Raw genomic sequence first — 13,017 nt, forward strand, 5'->3', positions numbered from 1 at the left:
ACTCACACAATGATGGGATTACTGAAAAAGTCGTCGATATCGCCAGAATCATCCTCATAGCCTTCGGAGGCACCGATTGCCATAGCGCCCGCTACAATGCCGTCGATACGCCCGGTACTTTTTTTCTTGGCAAAAATTCGGTTTTCTTTCTGATCAGCCTCCGTCACTGCTGAAGCCGCATTCCAGCGAAGACAAGGGTTCGTCCTGATGATAATGACGCTGTCATCAAGCAACTCTTCAAACAATTCGATGGAGTGAGGCATCCACAGCCCGGAATCTTTCGCTTTGTAATACCCTTGCCCATGAGGGATTAAGGGAACAGAAACAGATGCTTCCTCAAGCTCCGGCTCAAGATATTTAATGCGATACTGGTCGAAGGCGATGGCCTTGATATCAAACTTCTGAGTCAGATCTGCAATGCGCTGGGCAACAAAGCCGTATTTCACTGCTTTGCCAGGTGTGGTGTGGATGTGACCATCTCGCTCCCAGGCGTCATAAGGTACCCGGTCCGTTTTGGCCCGTTCCAGTAACGTATCTTTCGGGGTCCAGAACTCCACCAGCAACTTACGTTGTTTTGGAAAAAACAACGCCAGTGCCGTCAAATCACGCGATCCGGACAGGTCCAAACCGCCATAGCATTCCTCACCTTCCAGTGCATCTGGATCAAAGCTCTCCTCACAACCCATCCAGACATCACTGCTCATCCACGGATTAGCCGCGTCAACCCACTGACAGAAGTTAAGACGTCTGACTATGCTCTCTTTCGAAGGCATCCCGCGGGCCTGAGTCACCTGCTCACGAAGATAGCTTTCTTCAAAGGTGTGACCCAGCGAAGGGTTAGCTTTTTTCCAGCAGGACTCATCCTTGAAAGGATCGTCTCCTTCATCCAGAGAACAAATGAAGGCAAAAAAGCTGTCATCTTCTATCGAACCGGCAGAAACCTTTCGGCCGTATTCGTGATAGTCATAGCAGACGCTCGTTTTATCGTGCCCACTGTTGGTGATCATGAAAATCAGCGCCTGCCGACGACCTTTGGTACCGGCACGCATCATTTCAACAACCTGATTGCTTTTATGCTCGTGAACTTCATCAATAAGAGCACAATGCGGTCGCGGGCCGGACTGTCCGTCATCTGAACTGATTGGACGAAAGAAGGAACCAGACTGAAGAAAAGCCAGGTTCCATTCCTTCCCGGCACCACCTGATTTCTGAATACGTGCGGAAAGAGCTGGAGACTGATCGACCATCGCCACCGCATCACGGAAAAGGACCATTGCCTGGTCTTTCTTCGTGGCAGCGGCATAAACTTCAGCGCGTGCTTCTTTATCCGCAGTGAGACAGTAAAGCCCTATACCCGCAGACAGAGGGGATTTACCGGATCCCTTCCCGGACTCCACATAGACCATTCGGAACCGGCGAAAACCTCTGGCGTTTTTCCAGCCAAAAATCGAACCGACGATGAAGCACTGCCATGGCAGCAACACGAAAGGCTCGCCTTCGAAATCACCACCATTGAGCTTCAGAACTTTCGCAAAATAGTCAATCGAGCGTTGCGCCGCCTCAACATCCCAGTGCAGACCACGGGCATGACATGACTGCAGATCGTTAAGGTGGCGCTGGCATGAGTTACGTATGTCAGGACCAGCCAGTTCTTTGCCCGAGGTTACATCCATCGCATATTGGGTTGCAGGATCAACCGAAGAACTTGTCGAGCGTGTCCTCTTCGGGGTCTTCGCCATTCACTTTCACCTTCGTCCTTGCCGCTGGCGTCAGACCGAATTCAACCAGGTAACTTTTAAAACGGCGGTCGGCATCGGCCAACATCGAAACGGCCGGGTTAGCTTTGATAAGAAAACCACCCTCGGTCTGGACGGTATAGGTTCTTCCCTCTACTGCGATGGTGTCGCGCAACTGAAGAATATCAGCGTAAATATCGCATAGCCGTTCAAGGGCTAAGGTGTCGGCAACCGTTAAAACCCCCATCCCGTCAAGGAGAACAGTCAACCTTCCCCAGGCAACCTTTCCCCAGTCGGTCAGGTGCGCCGGCGGGCTTGGAATTTCTCGCGCCGGAGTCGGTTCTTTATCGTTGAGTTTACGTTTGCCCGGGTTGCCTGAGACCACTTTGAGGTGGGTCGGTTTCGGGCGTCGTCCTGCCATCGGAACCTCCCGGAAAAAAACTTTTCATTTCGCGGTTGTGCACAAAAAGGATGGGCGGCGGTCATTTCGGGTCAGACTTCTGAACTTTTGACCCGCCCCTCCCCTATGGAATTGACGTCATCTGAACCAGTGAGAATTTGGATCAAGCGGAATACCGTTTTCATCGCAGCCGATAACGGTGCCGCGCTTCTCCATTCGCTGCTTCGTTGAGTCATGGTGCTGCTTACACAGCCCTTGCCAGTTCTTCCGGCTCCAGAAAAGCTTTTGCGCTTTCGCTATTGCCTTGCTGTCACCAGAACGCAGAGCCTCTTTCAGTTTATGCGGGATGATGTGGTCAACCACCGTGGCGGCTGTCACCCTGCCTTGCTCGTGGCACATGACGCATAAGGGGTGCGCACGAAGGAATAGAAGACGCTCACGGTCCCATTTGCTGCCATATATGCGCGGTTCTTTGTTCATGTTTTCGTTCCTTGAGCATTATCACAGGCACTCAGTGAATGCCTGCTGTAATGCCTAGCTGGACTGCTCAGCAGCGGTATCAAAGAGCGGCAGCGCTTCAGTTGCTTCCTGCACTGCTTTCATCGTCTTTGCCACCACTTCAGTCTCTGATGTGACACGGCTGTATTGCTGGATGAATAACTGATACTTAAGCGGACTATCCTGAACAAACTCTACAGCGACTTTTGCGGCGGCAGTGTCATAGTTCAGGGTGGATAGCAGGTTCAGGCGAATCTGCTGGGCGTCGGTGATTTCGACCATGTCTTACCTCTAAGCGATGTGGGGAGCATTATCGAAGCCCTTCGCTGAAGAGCTTCCGTAATGCCTACTGTCGTTCCAGGTGTTCGTAACGTGAAATGGTCTTGCCGTTTGCGTTCATCACGTAGGCCACTTCTCCCTGCTTCAGGAATACGTTCTGGTCCATTCCCGATACGGCAATACTCTGCTGGTTGGGGTTGAAACCAACGCTCAGTCCACAATGAATTTCTTCGCCGCCACTAGGCGACATCACTTTTACTGTTAACATGCTTCTTCTCCTACTTCTGGCAATAAAAAAGGCCGCCATTGGCGACCTGGGTTCAAATTATGTGTTTCAGGGCATATGACACGAGTAACCGCAGTAATAGCCACCGTTGGATTGCGGGTTGACTTTCTGCATATTCTCTGCAACCTACATTTAAGTATAGATCGAACCAGCAGTCCCGATTATCGCAGCAAGCAGAAAGAAGGTGACGGCAGTTCTACGCATTTGCACGCCATAAAATGACAGAGCCAACCCGACGAAAGCAACAATTAAAACTGTCCACATATCCAGTAAGAGGAAGAGATATCCCTCGAAAGCACTGTCAATCAGTACGTCCACATCGCGCATTCCTTTTAATAGATAAACTCCGCTGAAATACTATCACGATAGCGTTAGCAGACTATCTGCTAATCATCAAGCATCGACTGACTTATTTTCGGTGGATTTCTTTTCGCAAGTTGTGTTAGCAATCAGCGTCAGGGCGAGCCACCGCGCGGCATGCCCACATACAGGCTTCCTGCATTTTGGTGCGAGCGATTGCCAGACAGCGCAAAGCTTCATCAATCTCCCGAGCCTGCTCAGCGCTTAACATTGCCGGGCCATTACGGACAGCCAACAATTCACCTCGATCGGTATCAAGCAAACTACAGAAGTGGCGGCTGACGCCTTTAAGGCGGTTCATTCGCTCAATGTCGCCAGCGGTTAATGTGCGGTAGCCTTTTACAGTGCTGCCGTCCTGCGGTTTTGCTTCACTCATTGGTTTTTCTCTTTTGGTTGGATATGGAAATTTACCCGCTATTGCGAGGCATCACGATTAAAGGCTGCTACAGGGTGGCGGACAACATTTCTCCTCTATACTGTTAAATCGCCTAACTCAACAGAACAGGGAGAAAATATGATCGATCATTACTACGTAACTCACGCTCAAATCCTGGCGCTGAGAAACGTTGTTGCTTTTATCGTGCAAACGATGCCCGAAGAACAAAAAGAAAATGTCCTTCAGGTTTTGAGAAAATTTGCTGAAATAGAATTAATGGATGGTATCGACGCGCCGCCTACGAGTGATATCACCCCGAAAACAGTTGAGAAGTTAAATAAAGCCTACAAGGCAATCTTCAATGACATTATCGATCTTTCAACGCCTGGCAGGGAATCTGCTTCAGCAAGCTACCTGCAATAGCTCTCGCCCTTATCTCCATGATGGCCAGAACGTTCTTGTCTGGCCCTTTCTCAAGTTTGCTCAGTCGAAATTCAATATTCTTTGCCTTGATCATCGCGTAACCTTGTCTATTGGTTGCGGGCAATTAGCCAGCACTGATTTGTTGTGCGCCAGAATGTCGCGCTTCGTCTGACGGTCGAGAACATCGATATCGTGGTCTGTGAGATAGATAATTTTCGCCCACAGGCAACCTGTATCAACTACCACCGGGGCGGGTAAATCTTTCGCGCAGCTCCCGATCAACATCGTCATCAGGCATATGGCTAACAGTCTGCTGTACATCACTGGCCCCTTTCGTAACTTCCGCCTTACGTTCTGCCGCGGCAATGCTGGCCGCAGCGTTCTCTTCGATACGCTGCTGCTCTGCTTTGGCTTCTGCCTTGCTGGTTCCGCGTGAATGGCCTAACCCAAATGCGCCAGCGATAACGGCCAGTAACGCAGTTGCCAGACCAATAATCATTTCAATGCCCATAGCGACCTCACATCAGTACTGATTTAGCCTGGTTAAACAGCGCTCGGCGTTTATCCAGACCGTTGCGGCCACCGTTAATAAGCAGGGTTACGCGCTCAACATCACCGGAATGAAGAAGGCAACCGTGGGAAACATAAAACCATGCGGCTGAACGAGCGGCATAATCATCTCGCTCCAGCAGCTCAGGCTGGGTAACAAGGTCAAGCTTCAGCGCCTGTCCGCAGCTGCGATAGTTGCTCAAGCCCGTAACTTGTTTCAGTCCGCGACCGCGATATTTCCAGCCATCACCGGCAACCTGATTACCGAGATTCTTTTTTCCCCACTCGCCCCCATACACCAGATTAGCGATTGCTCGCTGATTCGCTGGTTGTGTTGCCGTTCTGCCGAGTGCGGCGGCCTGCTGGGCGGTGATACGGTGTTTACCGAACGTAGGCACAAGGCTATCTGCTGCATAGTTCAGATTTTCCACCAGCCGGGTAAAGCCTCCTGACTCGTGCCCCATCTGGGCAATGAACATCGCCTGGTCGAGTGGAGCAGTGATGCCGAATTCTTTCATCGCAGCATCAATATGCGGAAACCAGCGCGCAGCTAACCCGGCGCTGATACCAGCCGCCTTCTGGAATTGTGATTTATTCATCAGTGCCTCAGTGCATCAACCAGTCGCGCCACATTCCCCCTGAACCAGAGAACCGCGCCGCAGATAAGAATGTTAGCCAGCACCACCAGCCAGTGGGATGACTCGTACAGGCCAAACAGGAAACGGAAAGGGATGCTGGCGTAAACCAGCACAGTGAAGTAAGCCATCAGCGATATCATGGGGCGGTGTCTTGACCCGTCGCGCCGGTAGAACATCAACGCAACAACAATTACAGCGCATATCACCGCATTGATGATTGCGCTCGGATCACTTGTTACCATTGCTTGTCCCTCCTCCACGTAAGCGAGAGAGAATCCCAAACAGGCTACCCAGGTCCTGACTGTTTACGAACGTCAGCAACTTAATGGCTATGGCTGCCACGATTACCGCTCCGAGTGCATCAAGCGGCCTGTCGTTGTAACCAGTCCACTTTGAGAAGTACGACCCCAGCAGAGGAGCACCAATCACACCGAATATGAATGAAGTGATAAAATAGCCCACCAGCTTTATGCGGCTAATATTCACCGCCGTTGCGACATAGAACACCGCACCAGCAAACGCACCAAATACCACGCCGTAATCAATACCAGTTGCAAGGCCGAATAGGCTGGCGCCGAACAGTCCACCAGCTGCTATCGTTGTGGCAGAAACAGGATCGGACATTTAGCCCCCTCTATTGCTGTGGATCCTCTCAGAACGAGGGGAAAATAGGATGGCCGCCAGGTGACAGCCACCAAAAATCACTGTAAAAATATCAGGGTTCACCACCCTCTCAGACGGATTTATTCTTCTTGTTCAGTCTCGTCCGCGTACGAAGCCAAGGATGTATCCAAGACCAAAACAAGAAAAACCGAATCCCACCACGGGTAATACTGAATAAACAAAATCAGGCATAGGGAAATCTCATGGAAATTATTTCAGTAATCGGAGTGATACTGACACTGCTAGGGCTCTTTATTCCGTCACTAATCAGTAACCATTCGTCACGTAAGGCAGAGTTCAGGAAGCATTCCGCACCACTGCGGGGAAAGTTGCTAAGCGAAATTGAGGCTATTGAAGGAGGCTCTTATCCATTCAGGCTTATCAGCGATGCTGATTTCAACCAGTTGCTACCTTACGCCCCGAGGCGCAGGAAAAACGCTCTCCTTGATGCTTACACCAGTTATCTCGACGCTCATACGATGGCCACCACGAAGCACTGGCACGATGAACATCCATCCGATGGAATGCTATTTTTCCCGACGGGTTTCTCAGTCACTAATTCAGATGAGGTACTGAAGAAAATGCAACCTCTGAAAAAAGAACTCAGCAGATAGTCCTTTAGGATGGCCGCCAGATGGATTAACGACAAAGCACAGAGTGAATGATGCTCTGGTGGCACAAATCACAAGGCCACGCAAATGCATGGCCTTGTGATTTGAATCCGTTATTTACAAAAAGTAGTCAAGACAGTATCTTTCAACTTCCGGACAAAAAAACATATACCGGGACAAAATCTAAATGTAACTGCCTTGCCTGCATGAAACCATGCGGGCTTTTTTTTTGCCCAAAGAAAAAGCCCACCGAAGTGGGCCTTACAGCTATCATCATTTTTTATTAGGTGTGGTGCCGGGTGCCTCCCGGTAAGTCGCCGCCAGTCCACAGACGACTCGCAATGCGCAAAAAAACATATCAGACTGGCAATGCCCCTCCGCATAGGGGGATTCACCACACGCATAATTTAGGATGTAGTCATAGGCGGCGTCAATAACTGACACTCTGTCAAAGGCACCATTACGATGCCTTTTGCACAGTGCTAATCACTGGATCTAATAAGGGGCCAGAGCAAAGCGATTACCCCGGCTACCAGCACGCCATCAGCCAGGATTGACATCATTTTGCTGGTGAAGTCGATAGCAACCACCAGAAACAAAAGCACCCCGGCTGCGGCCTAGCGAAGTTTACCGATCACAGGTACTGGTCCAGAGGAAGTTGCAGAGCCTGGGCAATTTTCTTCAGCTGTTTCTCTTCTTCTTCCCCGATGCCGTCGTTATCAGCTACATCAAGACACAGGCAAAGAACATCGACAGCGTCATCCGTCCCGGCAACGTCAGCCAGTTCGCGCAACGCCTGAGCGTTGGCTGAACGTGGTGATGCTTCATAGCGAGCGCGAATATTCGAACTCATCTGGGCAATTTCACCAGCAAATGGCGCGAATGCCGGGAGGGCCGAAATAGTCTTCTCCAGCACTGCAATCTCTTTTGCATCGCAGGTACCATCGGCGTATGCAATCGAGTACGCTCCCCAGACCGTGGCTTCTACGGCATCGCGGTTTTCCATTTTTTTCACTTCAACAACGGCTTTACGTGCTTTCTTTTTAAAAATACCAAACATAGTGACTTTCCTTTTAGCGGGTGAGCCAGCGCTCAGGAATGATCAGCCCACAGAGACAGTCACACTGACTATTCCCTATGGCTCACCCCTGAAAGGCTCTGTGGTTAAATAACGCCGAGCGTGGCGCAAATACGAAAAAGGCCCGCGAATGCGAGCCTGGTGGATCCGCTTACTGATACGGAGCGACCAACCTAAGTTGTCGCAGATTCAAATTGTGGCCCTGCCTTTAAGTCACTTTGCGCGCAGCTGGGACATGTAGTTTTCGCATCGTGATCGGGATTCGCTTCAGACGCTGGCCCCGCAGCCATATAAGTGCCGGTTACGTTTATCCGGCGGCTTCCGCCCGGTTTTGCCCTAAGGTAGGGGGTTAGGTTGTGGTGGCAGGCGCCCATCTCCTGCTTAACGTCAATCAACGCTTGCACATCGCTACGTTATGGGCCGGGATCAACCGATATTTTCGCTCGCCACAACGGAAAGAGCACTGGTAATCTGTAGCGGGTATTTACTCGCGCACGCCGTTTTGACGTGCGGCCCATTTCAGCATGGTCAATGATCTTACCTGTTGTGCGCTCCGTTTCGTGGAGCAGACGCCGCCGGAATTGCACCGGCAGAATCATCACATTGGTATATGGTGCTGATTGACGGAATCGAACCGCCGACATCCTGCTTACAAGGCAGGCGCTCTACCTACTGAGCTAAACCAGCAAATTGCGCATTTCACTGACCGTCTGTTCAAACCGCTCGGTTTCCAGTTCAACGCCGATTCCACTCCGCCCAAGCAGAGCCGCTTGCTTTAGTGTGGAACCAGAACCAGCAAAGAAATCAGCTACGACATCCCTTGGCCGACTGCTTGCAGTAATGATCTGCTGGAGCATATCGGCAGGTTTTTCGCATGGGTGTTTACCTGGATAAAACTGAACCGGCTTATGTGTCCAGACGTCGGTATATGGCACCGTGACCGACACGCTAAATGGGCGCCGTAACCGGTAATACTCCTGCTGAAGTTCAGAATACTTCCGGTTAAGTGATTGCCAGGTAGCGACAAGCTGGTGGTGAGGTTTTCCCAGTTCGTTGCGTGAGTGCTTATCCATGGCGATTTTTTGAAACAGAGCCTGCAACTTCAAATAATCGGCTTCATTCGGCAGTTGCCACTGGCTAAGGCCAAACCAGTGGGAAACCATATTTTTTTTACCCGTGGCTTCTGCAATCTGGGCCGACGTCACGCCAAGAGATTCCCGGGCATCCCGGAAGTAAGAAATTAAAGGCGTCATGACGTGTTGCTTTAACTCATTACACTTTGCGGCATATCCATCGTCTTTGGGCCTGTATGGCCCCTGATAATGGTCGGCAAAAATGATACGCTCAGTGGCCGGGAAATAAGCGCGTAAGCTCTCCTTATTGCAGCCGTTCCATCGCCCTGATGGCTTAGCCCAGATGATATGGTTGAGCAGGTTAAACCGCTCTCTCACCAACAGCTCAATATCCGCTGCCAGGCGGTGCCCACAGAACAGATACATGCTGCCGGCAGGTTTTAACACTCGCCAGAACTGTGCCAGACAGCTATCCAGCCAACGTAAATAGTCCTCGTCCCCCTTCCATTGGTTATCCCAGCCGTTTGGCTTCACCTTAAAATAAGGCGGATCGGTAACAATAAGATCAATGGAGTTATCGGGTAGCGATGGGAGGTATTGCAGGCAATCAGCATTGATTAATTCAATACTGGATATTTTTACAGTATTTTTCATAGATCAGTAAGCGTAACTCTGATAGGCTCACTTTGCTTTTGCGCTAAAGCAGTGGGCCGTGGTTAGCTTGTGACCTGAAAGCATGAGCTGATGGCTGGTCGGGTGCTACAACACCCACCAGCCGCCCATTTTCACAGCAAAAGCCCCCATTACTGGAGGCGCTTATAACATCCGAACTGATAATCAGATAACCCCGCCATTACCAGCTGCGTAAGTATGAGCTGGCAGCGTTCGCGGCTCAGGTGAGTATTCTGAGCAATCTCCCCAGCCGTAGCCGGTTTGTCACTTAACTCATCAAAAACAGCCTTGGCTGTTTCCGTCATATCTTGCTGATTTAGCATGTCTTTTACCTCAAATAAGTGGTGTGACATACAGATAACTCTGGTGACGGTATCCAGCAAGAACTAATTGAAAGAGAAGAAGATTTTATCGATTTTAGCCCATAAAAAAACCCGCTCGCTGGCGGGTTAGTCAACGTTGAACATACAAAGCCCATCGTTATAGATAAAATTACACAAAATCGGCAACTTTGCAAGTAACGTGTCGCTAAATTATGCGATATTTATCAAATCAGACACATTTGTCACACGTTTAAGCTGTGAGTCGGTATAACTCTCTTCCTCAAAGCATTTTGTAACAAGACTTTCATAGAAAGGTTTCCAGCTGTATCGCCAGGTTCGTTCTGGCAGACCAGGCAGCTCAGAGAGCATACCCCTGTAAGCATTTGAAGACTTAGGACGACTATAACCGCGGCCTTCACAACGTTTACACACTTTGTAGACAGGCACTCCCTGCAGCTCTGACTCTTTACGGTCCAGGGTTTTTCCCGTACCGCCACACTGGCATCGCTTGCTGATTTTCCCGGTGCCGCCACATTTGAAGCAAAGAACATGGTCAACCTCTTCCACCTGACGTTTTACTTCAAAATCCGAAGGTGACTGCCTGAGGTCTTTTGCCCATTGCGGTAATCTCATTGTGTAGTGGCTTTTTTCCACCATTGAGGTTTTTTTTATGAAGCCTGAACCAGAACACTTCCTGCAATCTACGCTGTCAGCTGCAGACGAGGCATAGTCGTTATAAGCGAACCGAGCTATTATCAGCATACACAGCGGGAACTTCTTCCCTGCTGCTTTTCTTATTGATCTAGGCGCTTTTGATTTTGCATATTCAGCCAACCAACTGACGGATGCCTTTCTGTCGTGTTCGCTGATTCCAGCTTTACCCAAAAACATTGACAGGCCTATTCCTGCCTCTGCCTGTGTCATCCCCAGTGCGGCCATTACATCTGTCACAGTGAGTTGCTCGCTGGCGGTTGCACGACCGCTATCGGAAATATGCATTCCTTTGGGCGCGAAAAATTTGGGAATTGATTCAATATTCATGCTCAGTACTCCATACACTCAAGCTTTTACAATGACGCCGATACCCATTACCCGATCCAGAAAACGAGCCCACAGCTCTAACTGAGTGCCATATTTCTTTTCGAACTCTGATGTATTGGCGTGTAATTCATCGTGATGCACTCTGCACAGTGGTATCACGAAGAGATCATGGGCCTTGGTGCCAGTTCCCCCCAGACCATTCCCTATTATATGGTGTGGATCGTCTGATGGTTGCCTACAGCATTCACATGGCTGAGTTTTAACCCAACGTGTGTAAACTTCGCAGGTCCAGCGCCGGCGCTTTGGGCGGCGCATAAATGATTCGGGGCTGTTCGGATCGACACTAAGCCTCAGAGTGGGTTTACTTTCAATCTGAGGTTGCTCAATGAGTACGCTGGCGTCCGCCAGGTCTATGCCCTCAACAAGATCCTGAAGGATTTCACCTGCAGCAAATGACGGGACAATATCGCTATCCTTATAAACGGACAGGAAAGGTTCCTCAGGCAGTCTTAAGGCCTGTTGCGCCATCGTCTCGGTTATTGCGTCAGCAATGCCGGATTTCACAGCCCACCAGCAAAGCTCCGCCATCGATAATTCGCGCTCCTTATTGTATCCAAGGCTGATCAGCACCCTTTCAATCACCCACTGAACCAGATTCTGATAAGCCAGCTCTGACAACATTTCGGTGGTCTGCTCACGTAATTCATTATCACAATGCCAGCAGACAACCATGGCGCCAGGCGGATGCCGCATAGTCACTAATTCATGGTGGTGATAGTGGGAATGCGGGTACTGGCACTCTCTGACATGTCGTAGAAGCCAGGCCTCAAGAGCGTTAATTCCACCAGCTGCGTTAATTACCCTCTCATCCCTCATGAAAAAACGCAGAATGTCCATTTCTGCAAGCGGCTGACGTGCATCGGCGATCCGCCCAGTGGGCAGTGTTTTCATCTCGTCTGGCTGACGCTCTATCAGGACACGGCCGCCGGTAAAGAGAGGCATCAATTCATGACCGGGTTTGAAAAGAACAACACCGAGACGAGACACGACTTCAGGGGTCAGTAATGCTCTCACTGAATGCCCCCAGAAAGCTCTTTATCGTGGGTATATTCCCCATTCCAGGATTGCTTCATCGGCAGTTGTCCCTTCAGATACTTGCGATAAAGCCAAACAGCCCCATCGCGTAGGAGGACGGGCTGGTATGTTGTGAAAATGGCGGCGGCGCTCGGTGAAACTTTTGTGCTCTTCTCGGTGAGATACTTATCCCTGACCTGAGATCTGACACGCCATTGCGCGTGATTGCCGTTAGGATTGTCATCGTAAAGCCAGTTAGCGCTCTGTAGGAAGGCGCTGACTTTACTGACGTTGACACCATTCAGACGTTTGCAGAACTGCACTGGGGATAAGCCGTCGGTAAACAGGTTTTCAAGATGATCGATATATTGAGCCTGCCGGTGACTTAAAGCCTCAATCCTCTGCCTGGCTTCATACTCATCAGCCCACGCCCTGGCAGCCAGCGCCGGGTTGGAAAAATCAGGATGCGTATGGCTTATCGCTGATTTTGCCTGCTGCTCGCAACTAATGAAATAGCGCCTTACCTGACGACCTTTTTCATTGCGTTCTACCATCGCTAACTCTTTACCCATATCGATGGTGACCATGTAATCCACTGCCGGGCGCCCGCCGAGTGGGTTTTCGCCAGAACTGGCGATAACTGTATAATCGATGTTTTCAGCAAAACCGTACTGGCTAATACGAGACTTTATCCAGTTGCTGAAGTCACGACCGACCCCAAGAAAATTATGCAGTCGCCTGGCGCTTACCAACGAAGCTCTCTGATCGCCGATTGTGCCCTGCATTACCGGAATTACCTGATGCAATTGATTATCGACAGGCGTAGCTACGCCCATAACATGGTTAGCCATATTTATCTCCATACACTTTGAAGTGACGAAAGGGCCTGCACGCCCGTTTCGTTTGCACCATTCGACATTACTGCCAACTCGCAAAT

The 13,017-nt window shown here is 50.2% G+C and carries 21 protein-coding genes and 1 tRNA gene; 2 read left to right on the plus strand and 20 right to left on the minus strand.

What is annotated here, in order from left to right; all coding sequences use genetic code 11:
- Window positions 1-2: 2 nt before the first annotated feature.
- The 7 genes from ABLV11_RS17670 to ABLV11_RS17700 all read right to left on the minus strand — a co-directional run bounded on the left by ABLV11_RS17670 (window position 3) and on the right by ABLV11_RS17700 (window position 3,935).
- Complete coding sequence (locus tag ABLV11_RS17670; protein WP_348855567.1) at window positions 3-1,739, minus strand: terminase TerL endonuclease subunit; 1,737 nt, start codon at window positions 1,737-1,739, stop codon at window positions 3-5.
- On the minus strand, window positions 1,693-2,157 hold the full coding sequence (locus ABLV11_RS17675) for a phage terminase small subunit P27 family (protein ID WP_014838137.1): 465 nt from the start codon (window positions 2,155-2,157) through the stop codon (window positions 1,693-1,695). Before ABLV11_RS17675 ends, ABLV11_RS17670 begins: the two co-directional genes overlap by 47 nt.
- A 117-nt stretch (window positions 2,158-2,274) precedes the next feature.
- On the minus strand, window positions 2,275-2,616 hold the full coding sequence (locus tag ABLV11_RS17680) for an HNH endonuclease signature motif containing protein (RefSeq protein ID WP_032694448.1): 342 nt from the start codon (window positions 2,614-2,616) through the stop codon (window positions 2,275-2,277).
- 54 nt (window positions 2,617-2,670) lie between these two features.
- Window positions 2,671-2,916, minus strand: coding sequence for a DUF2560 family protein (locus ABLV11_RS17685; RefSeq protein ID WP_048258049.1), 246 nt, complete (start codon window positions 2,914-2,916; stop codon window positions 2,671-2,673).
- 64 nt (window positions 2,917-2,980) lie between these two features.
- Window positions 2,981-3,181, minus strand: a complete 201-nt coding sequence (locus tag ABLV11_RS17690) for a hypothetical protein (protein ID WP_064392801.1) — start codon at window positions 3,179-3,181, stop codon at window positions 2,981-2,983.
- Between the two features lie 150 nt (window positions 3,182-3,331).
- Window positions 3,332-3,526: a hypothetical protein gene (locus ABLV11_RS17695; RefSeq protein ID WP_220138176.1), complete on the minus strand. Its 195-nt coding sequence runs from the start codon at window positions 3,524-3,526 to the stop codon at window positions 3,332-3,334.
- 115 nt (window positions 3,527-3,641) lie between these two features.
- Entirely contained in the window at window positions 3,642-3,935 is a 294-nt protein-coding gene (locus ABLV11_RS17700; RefSeq protein WP_025108059.1) for a hypothetical protein, read from the minus strand.
- Window positions 3,936-4,073: 138 nt separating this feature from the next.
- Between ABLV11_RS17700 and ABLV11_RS17705 the strand changes: the two genes are divergently transcribed.
- Window positions 4,074-4,358, plus strand: coding sequence for a hypothetical protein (locus tag ABLV11_RS17705; protein WP_004849288.1), 285 nt, complete (start codon window positions 4,074-4,076; stop codon window positions 4,356-4,358).
- A 90-nt stretch (window positions 4,359-4,448) separates the two neighbouring features.
- Here ABLV11_RS17705 and ABLV11_RS17710 read toward each other — a convergent pair whose 3' ends face one another.
- Genes ABLV11_RS17710 through ABLV11_RS17730 form a run of 5 tightly spaced genes read right to left on the minus strand, consistent with a single transcriptional unit; the run spans window position 4,449 to window position 6,169 of the window.
- Complete coding sequence (locus ABLV11_RS17710) at window positions 4,449-4,643, minus strand: hypothetical protein (protein WP_081355017.1); 195 nt, start codon at window positions 4,641-4,643, stop codon at window positions 4,449-4,451.
- A complete protein-coding gene (locus ABLV11_RS17715; RefSeq protein ID WP_071199616.1) occupies window positions 4,594-4,869 on the minus strand; it encodes a hypothetical protein in 276 nt (91 codons plus the stop codon). Before ABLV11_RS17715 ends, ABLV11_RS17710 begins: the two co-directional genes overlap by 50 nt.
- A gap of 7 nt (window positions 4,870-4,876) precedes the next feature.
- The gene (locus ABLV11_RS17720; RefSeq protein ID WP_103815345.1) at window positions 4,877-5,506 is read right to left on the minus strand and encodes a glycoside hydrolase family 19 protein; all 630 of its coding nucleotides are present in this window, start codon (window positions 5,504-5,506) and stop codon (window positions 4,877-4,879) included.
- The gene (locus ABLV11_RS17725) at window positions 5,506-5,787 is read right to left on the minus strand and encodes a phage holin family protein (protein WP_017145564.1); all 282 of its coding nucleotides are present in this window, start codon (window positions 5,785-5,787) and stop codon (window positions 5,506-5,508) included. Before ABLV11_RS17725 ends, ABLV11_RS17720 begins: the two co-directional genes overlap by 1 nt.
- The gene (locus ABLV11_RS17730) at window positions 5,774-6,169 is read right to left on the minus strand and encodes a phage holin family protein (protein WP_004121584.1); all 396 of its coding nucleotides are present in this window, start codon (window positions 6,167-6,169) and stop codon (window positions 5,774-5,776) included. The genes ABLV11_RS17725 and ABLV11_RS17730 overlap by 14 nt, the downstream gene beginning before the upstream one ends.
- 242 nt (window positions 6,170-6,411) lie before the next feature.
- Here ABLV11_RS17730 and ABLV11_RS17735 point away from each other — a divergent pair, with 242 nt between their 5' ends.
- Entirely contained in the window at window positions 6,412-6,822 is a 411-nt protein-coding gene (locus ABLV11_RS17735; RefSeq protein WP_042928127.1) for a hypothetical protein, read from the plus strand.
- 479 nt (window positions 6,823-7,301) lie between these two features.
- Here ABLV11_RS17735 and ABLV11_RS17740 read toward each other — a convergent pair whose 3' ends face one another.
- From ABLV11_RS17740 to ABLV11_RS17775, 8 genes are all read right to left on the minus strand, one after another.
- Window positions 7,302-7,424, minus strand: coding sequence for a DUF3927 family protein (locus ABLV11_RS17740; RefSeq protein WP_348855572.1), 123 nt, complete (start codon window positions 7,422-7,424; stop codon window positions 7,302-7,304).
- Window positions 7,425-7,453: 29 nt separating this feature from the next.
- Window positions 7,454-7,879, minus strand: a complete 426-nt coding sequence (locus ABLV11_RS17745) for a tellurite/colicin resistance protein (protein WP_015370231.1) — start codon at window positions 7,877-7,879, stop codon at window positions 7,454-7,456.
- A gap of 629 nt (window positions 7,880-8,508) precedes the next feature.
- Window positions 8,509-8,584: transfer RNA gene (locus tag ABLV11_RS17750), tRNA-Thr, on the minus strand.
- A complete protein-coding gene (locus tag ABLV11_RS17755; RefSeq protein WP_348855573.1) occupies window positions 8,575-9,624 on the minus strand; it encodes a site-specific DNA-methyltransferase in 1,050 nt (349 codons plus the stop codon). The genes ABLV11_RS17750 and ABLV11_RS17755 overlap by 10 nt, the downstream gene beginning before the upstream one ends.
- Before the next feature lie 149 nt (window positions 9,625-9,773).
- A complete protein-coding gene (locus ABLV11_RS17760; protein ID WP_016809733.1) occupies window positions 9,774-9,965 on the minus strand; it encodes a hypothetical protein in 192 nt (63 codons plus the stop codon).
- Window positions 9,966-10,175: 210 nt separating this feature from the next.
- Entirely contained in the window at window positions 10,176-11,006 is an 831-nt protein-coding gene (locus ABLV11_RS17765) for an antitermination protein (RefSeq protein WP_064411119.1), read from the minus strand.
- 18 nt (window positions 11,007-11,024) lie between these two features.
- On the minus strand, window positions 11,025-12,080 hold the full coding sequence (locus tag ABLV11_RS17770) for a DUF968 domain-containing protein (protein WP_154980789.1): 1,056 nt from the start codon (window positions 12,078-12,080) through the stop codon (window positions 11,025-11,027).
- Window positions 12,077-12,931, minus strand: a complete 855-nt coding sequence (locus ABLV11_RS17775; protein WP_348855576.1) for an antA/AntB antirepressor family protein — start codon at window positions 12,929-12,931, stop codon at window positions 12,077-12,079. The genes ABLV11_RS17770 and ABLV11_RS17775 overlap by 4 nt, the downstream gene beginning before the upstream one ends.
- Window positions 12,932-13,017: the final 86 nt, after the last annotated feature.

It is taken from the genome of Klebsiella sp. GW_Kp181, assembly GCF_040062315.1.
Lineage (GTDB): Bacteria > Pseudomonadota > Gammaproteobacteria > Enterobacterales > Enterobacteriaceae > Klebsiella > Klebsiella oxytoca.

Bases quoted from the DNA above. Each gene is read 5' to 3' on its own strand.
- ABLV11_RS17680 (WP_032694448.1), bottom strand. From the start codon at position 2,616: ATGAACAAAGAACCGCGCATATATGGCAGCAAATGGGACCGTGAGCGT.
- ABLV11_RS17695 (WP_220138176.1), bottom strand. From the start codon at position 3,526: ATGCGCGATGTGGACGTACTGATTGACAGTGCTTTCGAGGGATATCTC.
- ABLV11_RS17735 (WP_042928127.1), top strand. From the start codon at position 6,412: ATGGAAATTATTTCAGTAATCGGAGTGATACTGACACTGCTAGGGCTC.
- ABLV11_RS17760 (WP_016809733.1), bottom strand. From the start codon at position 9,965: ATGCTAAATCAGCAAGATATGACGGAAACAGCCAAGGCTGTTTTTGAT.
- ABLV11_RS17755 (WP_348855573.1), bottom strand. From the start codon at position 9,624: ATGAAAAATACTGTAAAAATATCCAGTATTGAATTAATCAATGCTGAT.
- ABLV11_RS17685 (WP_048258049.1), bottom strand. From the start codon at position 2,916: ATGGTCGAAATCACCGACGCCCAGCAGATTCGCCTGAACCTGCTATCC.
- ABLV11_RS17720 (WP_103815345.1), bottom strand. From the start codon at position 5,506: ATGAATAAATCACAATTCCAGAAGGCGGCTGGTATCAGCGCCGGGTTA.
- ABLV11_RS17725 (WP_017145564.1), bottom strand. From the start codon at position 5,787: ATGGTAACAAGTGATCCGAGCGCAATCATCAATGCGGTGATATGCGCT.
- ABLV11_RS17745 (WP_015370231.1), bottom strand. From the start codon at position 7,879: ATGTTTGGTATTTTTAAAAAGAAAGCACGTAAAGCCGTTGTTGAAGTG.
- ABLV11_RS17675 (WP_014838137.1), bottom strand. From the start codon at position 2,157: ATGGCAGGACGACGCCCGAAACCGACCCACCTCAAAGTGGTCTCAGGC.
- ABLV11_RS17690 (WP_064392801.1), bottom strand. From the start codon at position 3,181: ATGTTAACAGTAAAAGTGATGTCGCCTAGTGGCGGCGAAGAAATTCAT.
- ABLV11_RS17715 (WP_071199616.1), bottom strand. From the start codon at position 4,869: ATGGGCATTGAAATGATTATTGGTCTGGCAACTGCGTTACTGGCCGTT.
- ABLV11_RS17670 (WP_348855567.1), bottom strand. From the start codon at position 1,739: ATGGCGAAGACCCCGAAGAGGACACGCTCGACAAGTTCTTCGGTTGAT.
- ABLV11_RS17775 (WP_348855576.1), bottom strand. From the start codon at position 12,931: ATGGCTAACCATGTTATGGGCGTAGCTACGCCTGTCGATAATCAATTG.
- ABLV11_RS17765 (WP_064411119.1), bottom strand. From the start codon at position 11,006: ATGAATATTGAATCAATTCCCAAATTTTTCGCGCCCAAAGGAATGCAT.
- ABLV11_RS17705 (WP_004849288.1), top strand. From the start codon at position 4,074: ATGATCGATCATTACTACGTAACTCACGCTCAAATCCTGGCGCTGAGA.
- ABLV11_RS17700 (WP_025108059.1), bottom strand. From the start codon at position 3,935: ATGAGTGAAGCAAAACCGCAGGACGGCAGCACTGTAAAAGGCTACCGC.
- ABLV11_RS17710 (WP_081355017.1), bottom strand. From the start codon at position 4,643: ATGTTGATCGGGAGCTGCGCGAAAGATTTACCCGCCCCGGTGGTAGTT.
- ABLV11_RS17730 (WP_004121584.1), bottom strand. From the start codon at position 6,169: ATGTCCGATCCTGTTTCTGCCACAACGATAGCAGCTGGTGGACTGTTC.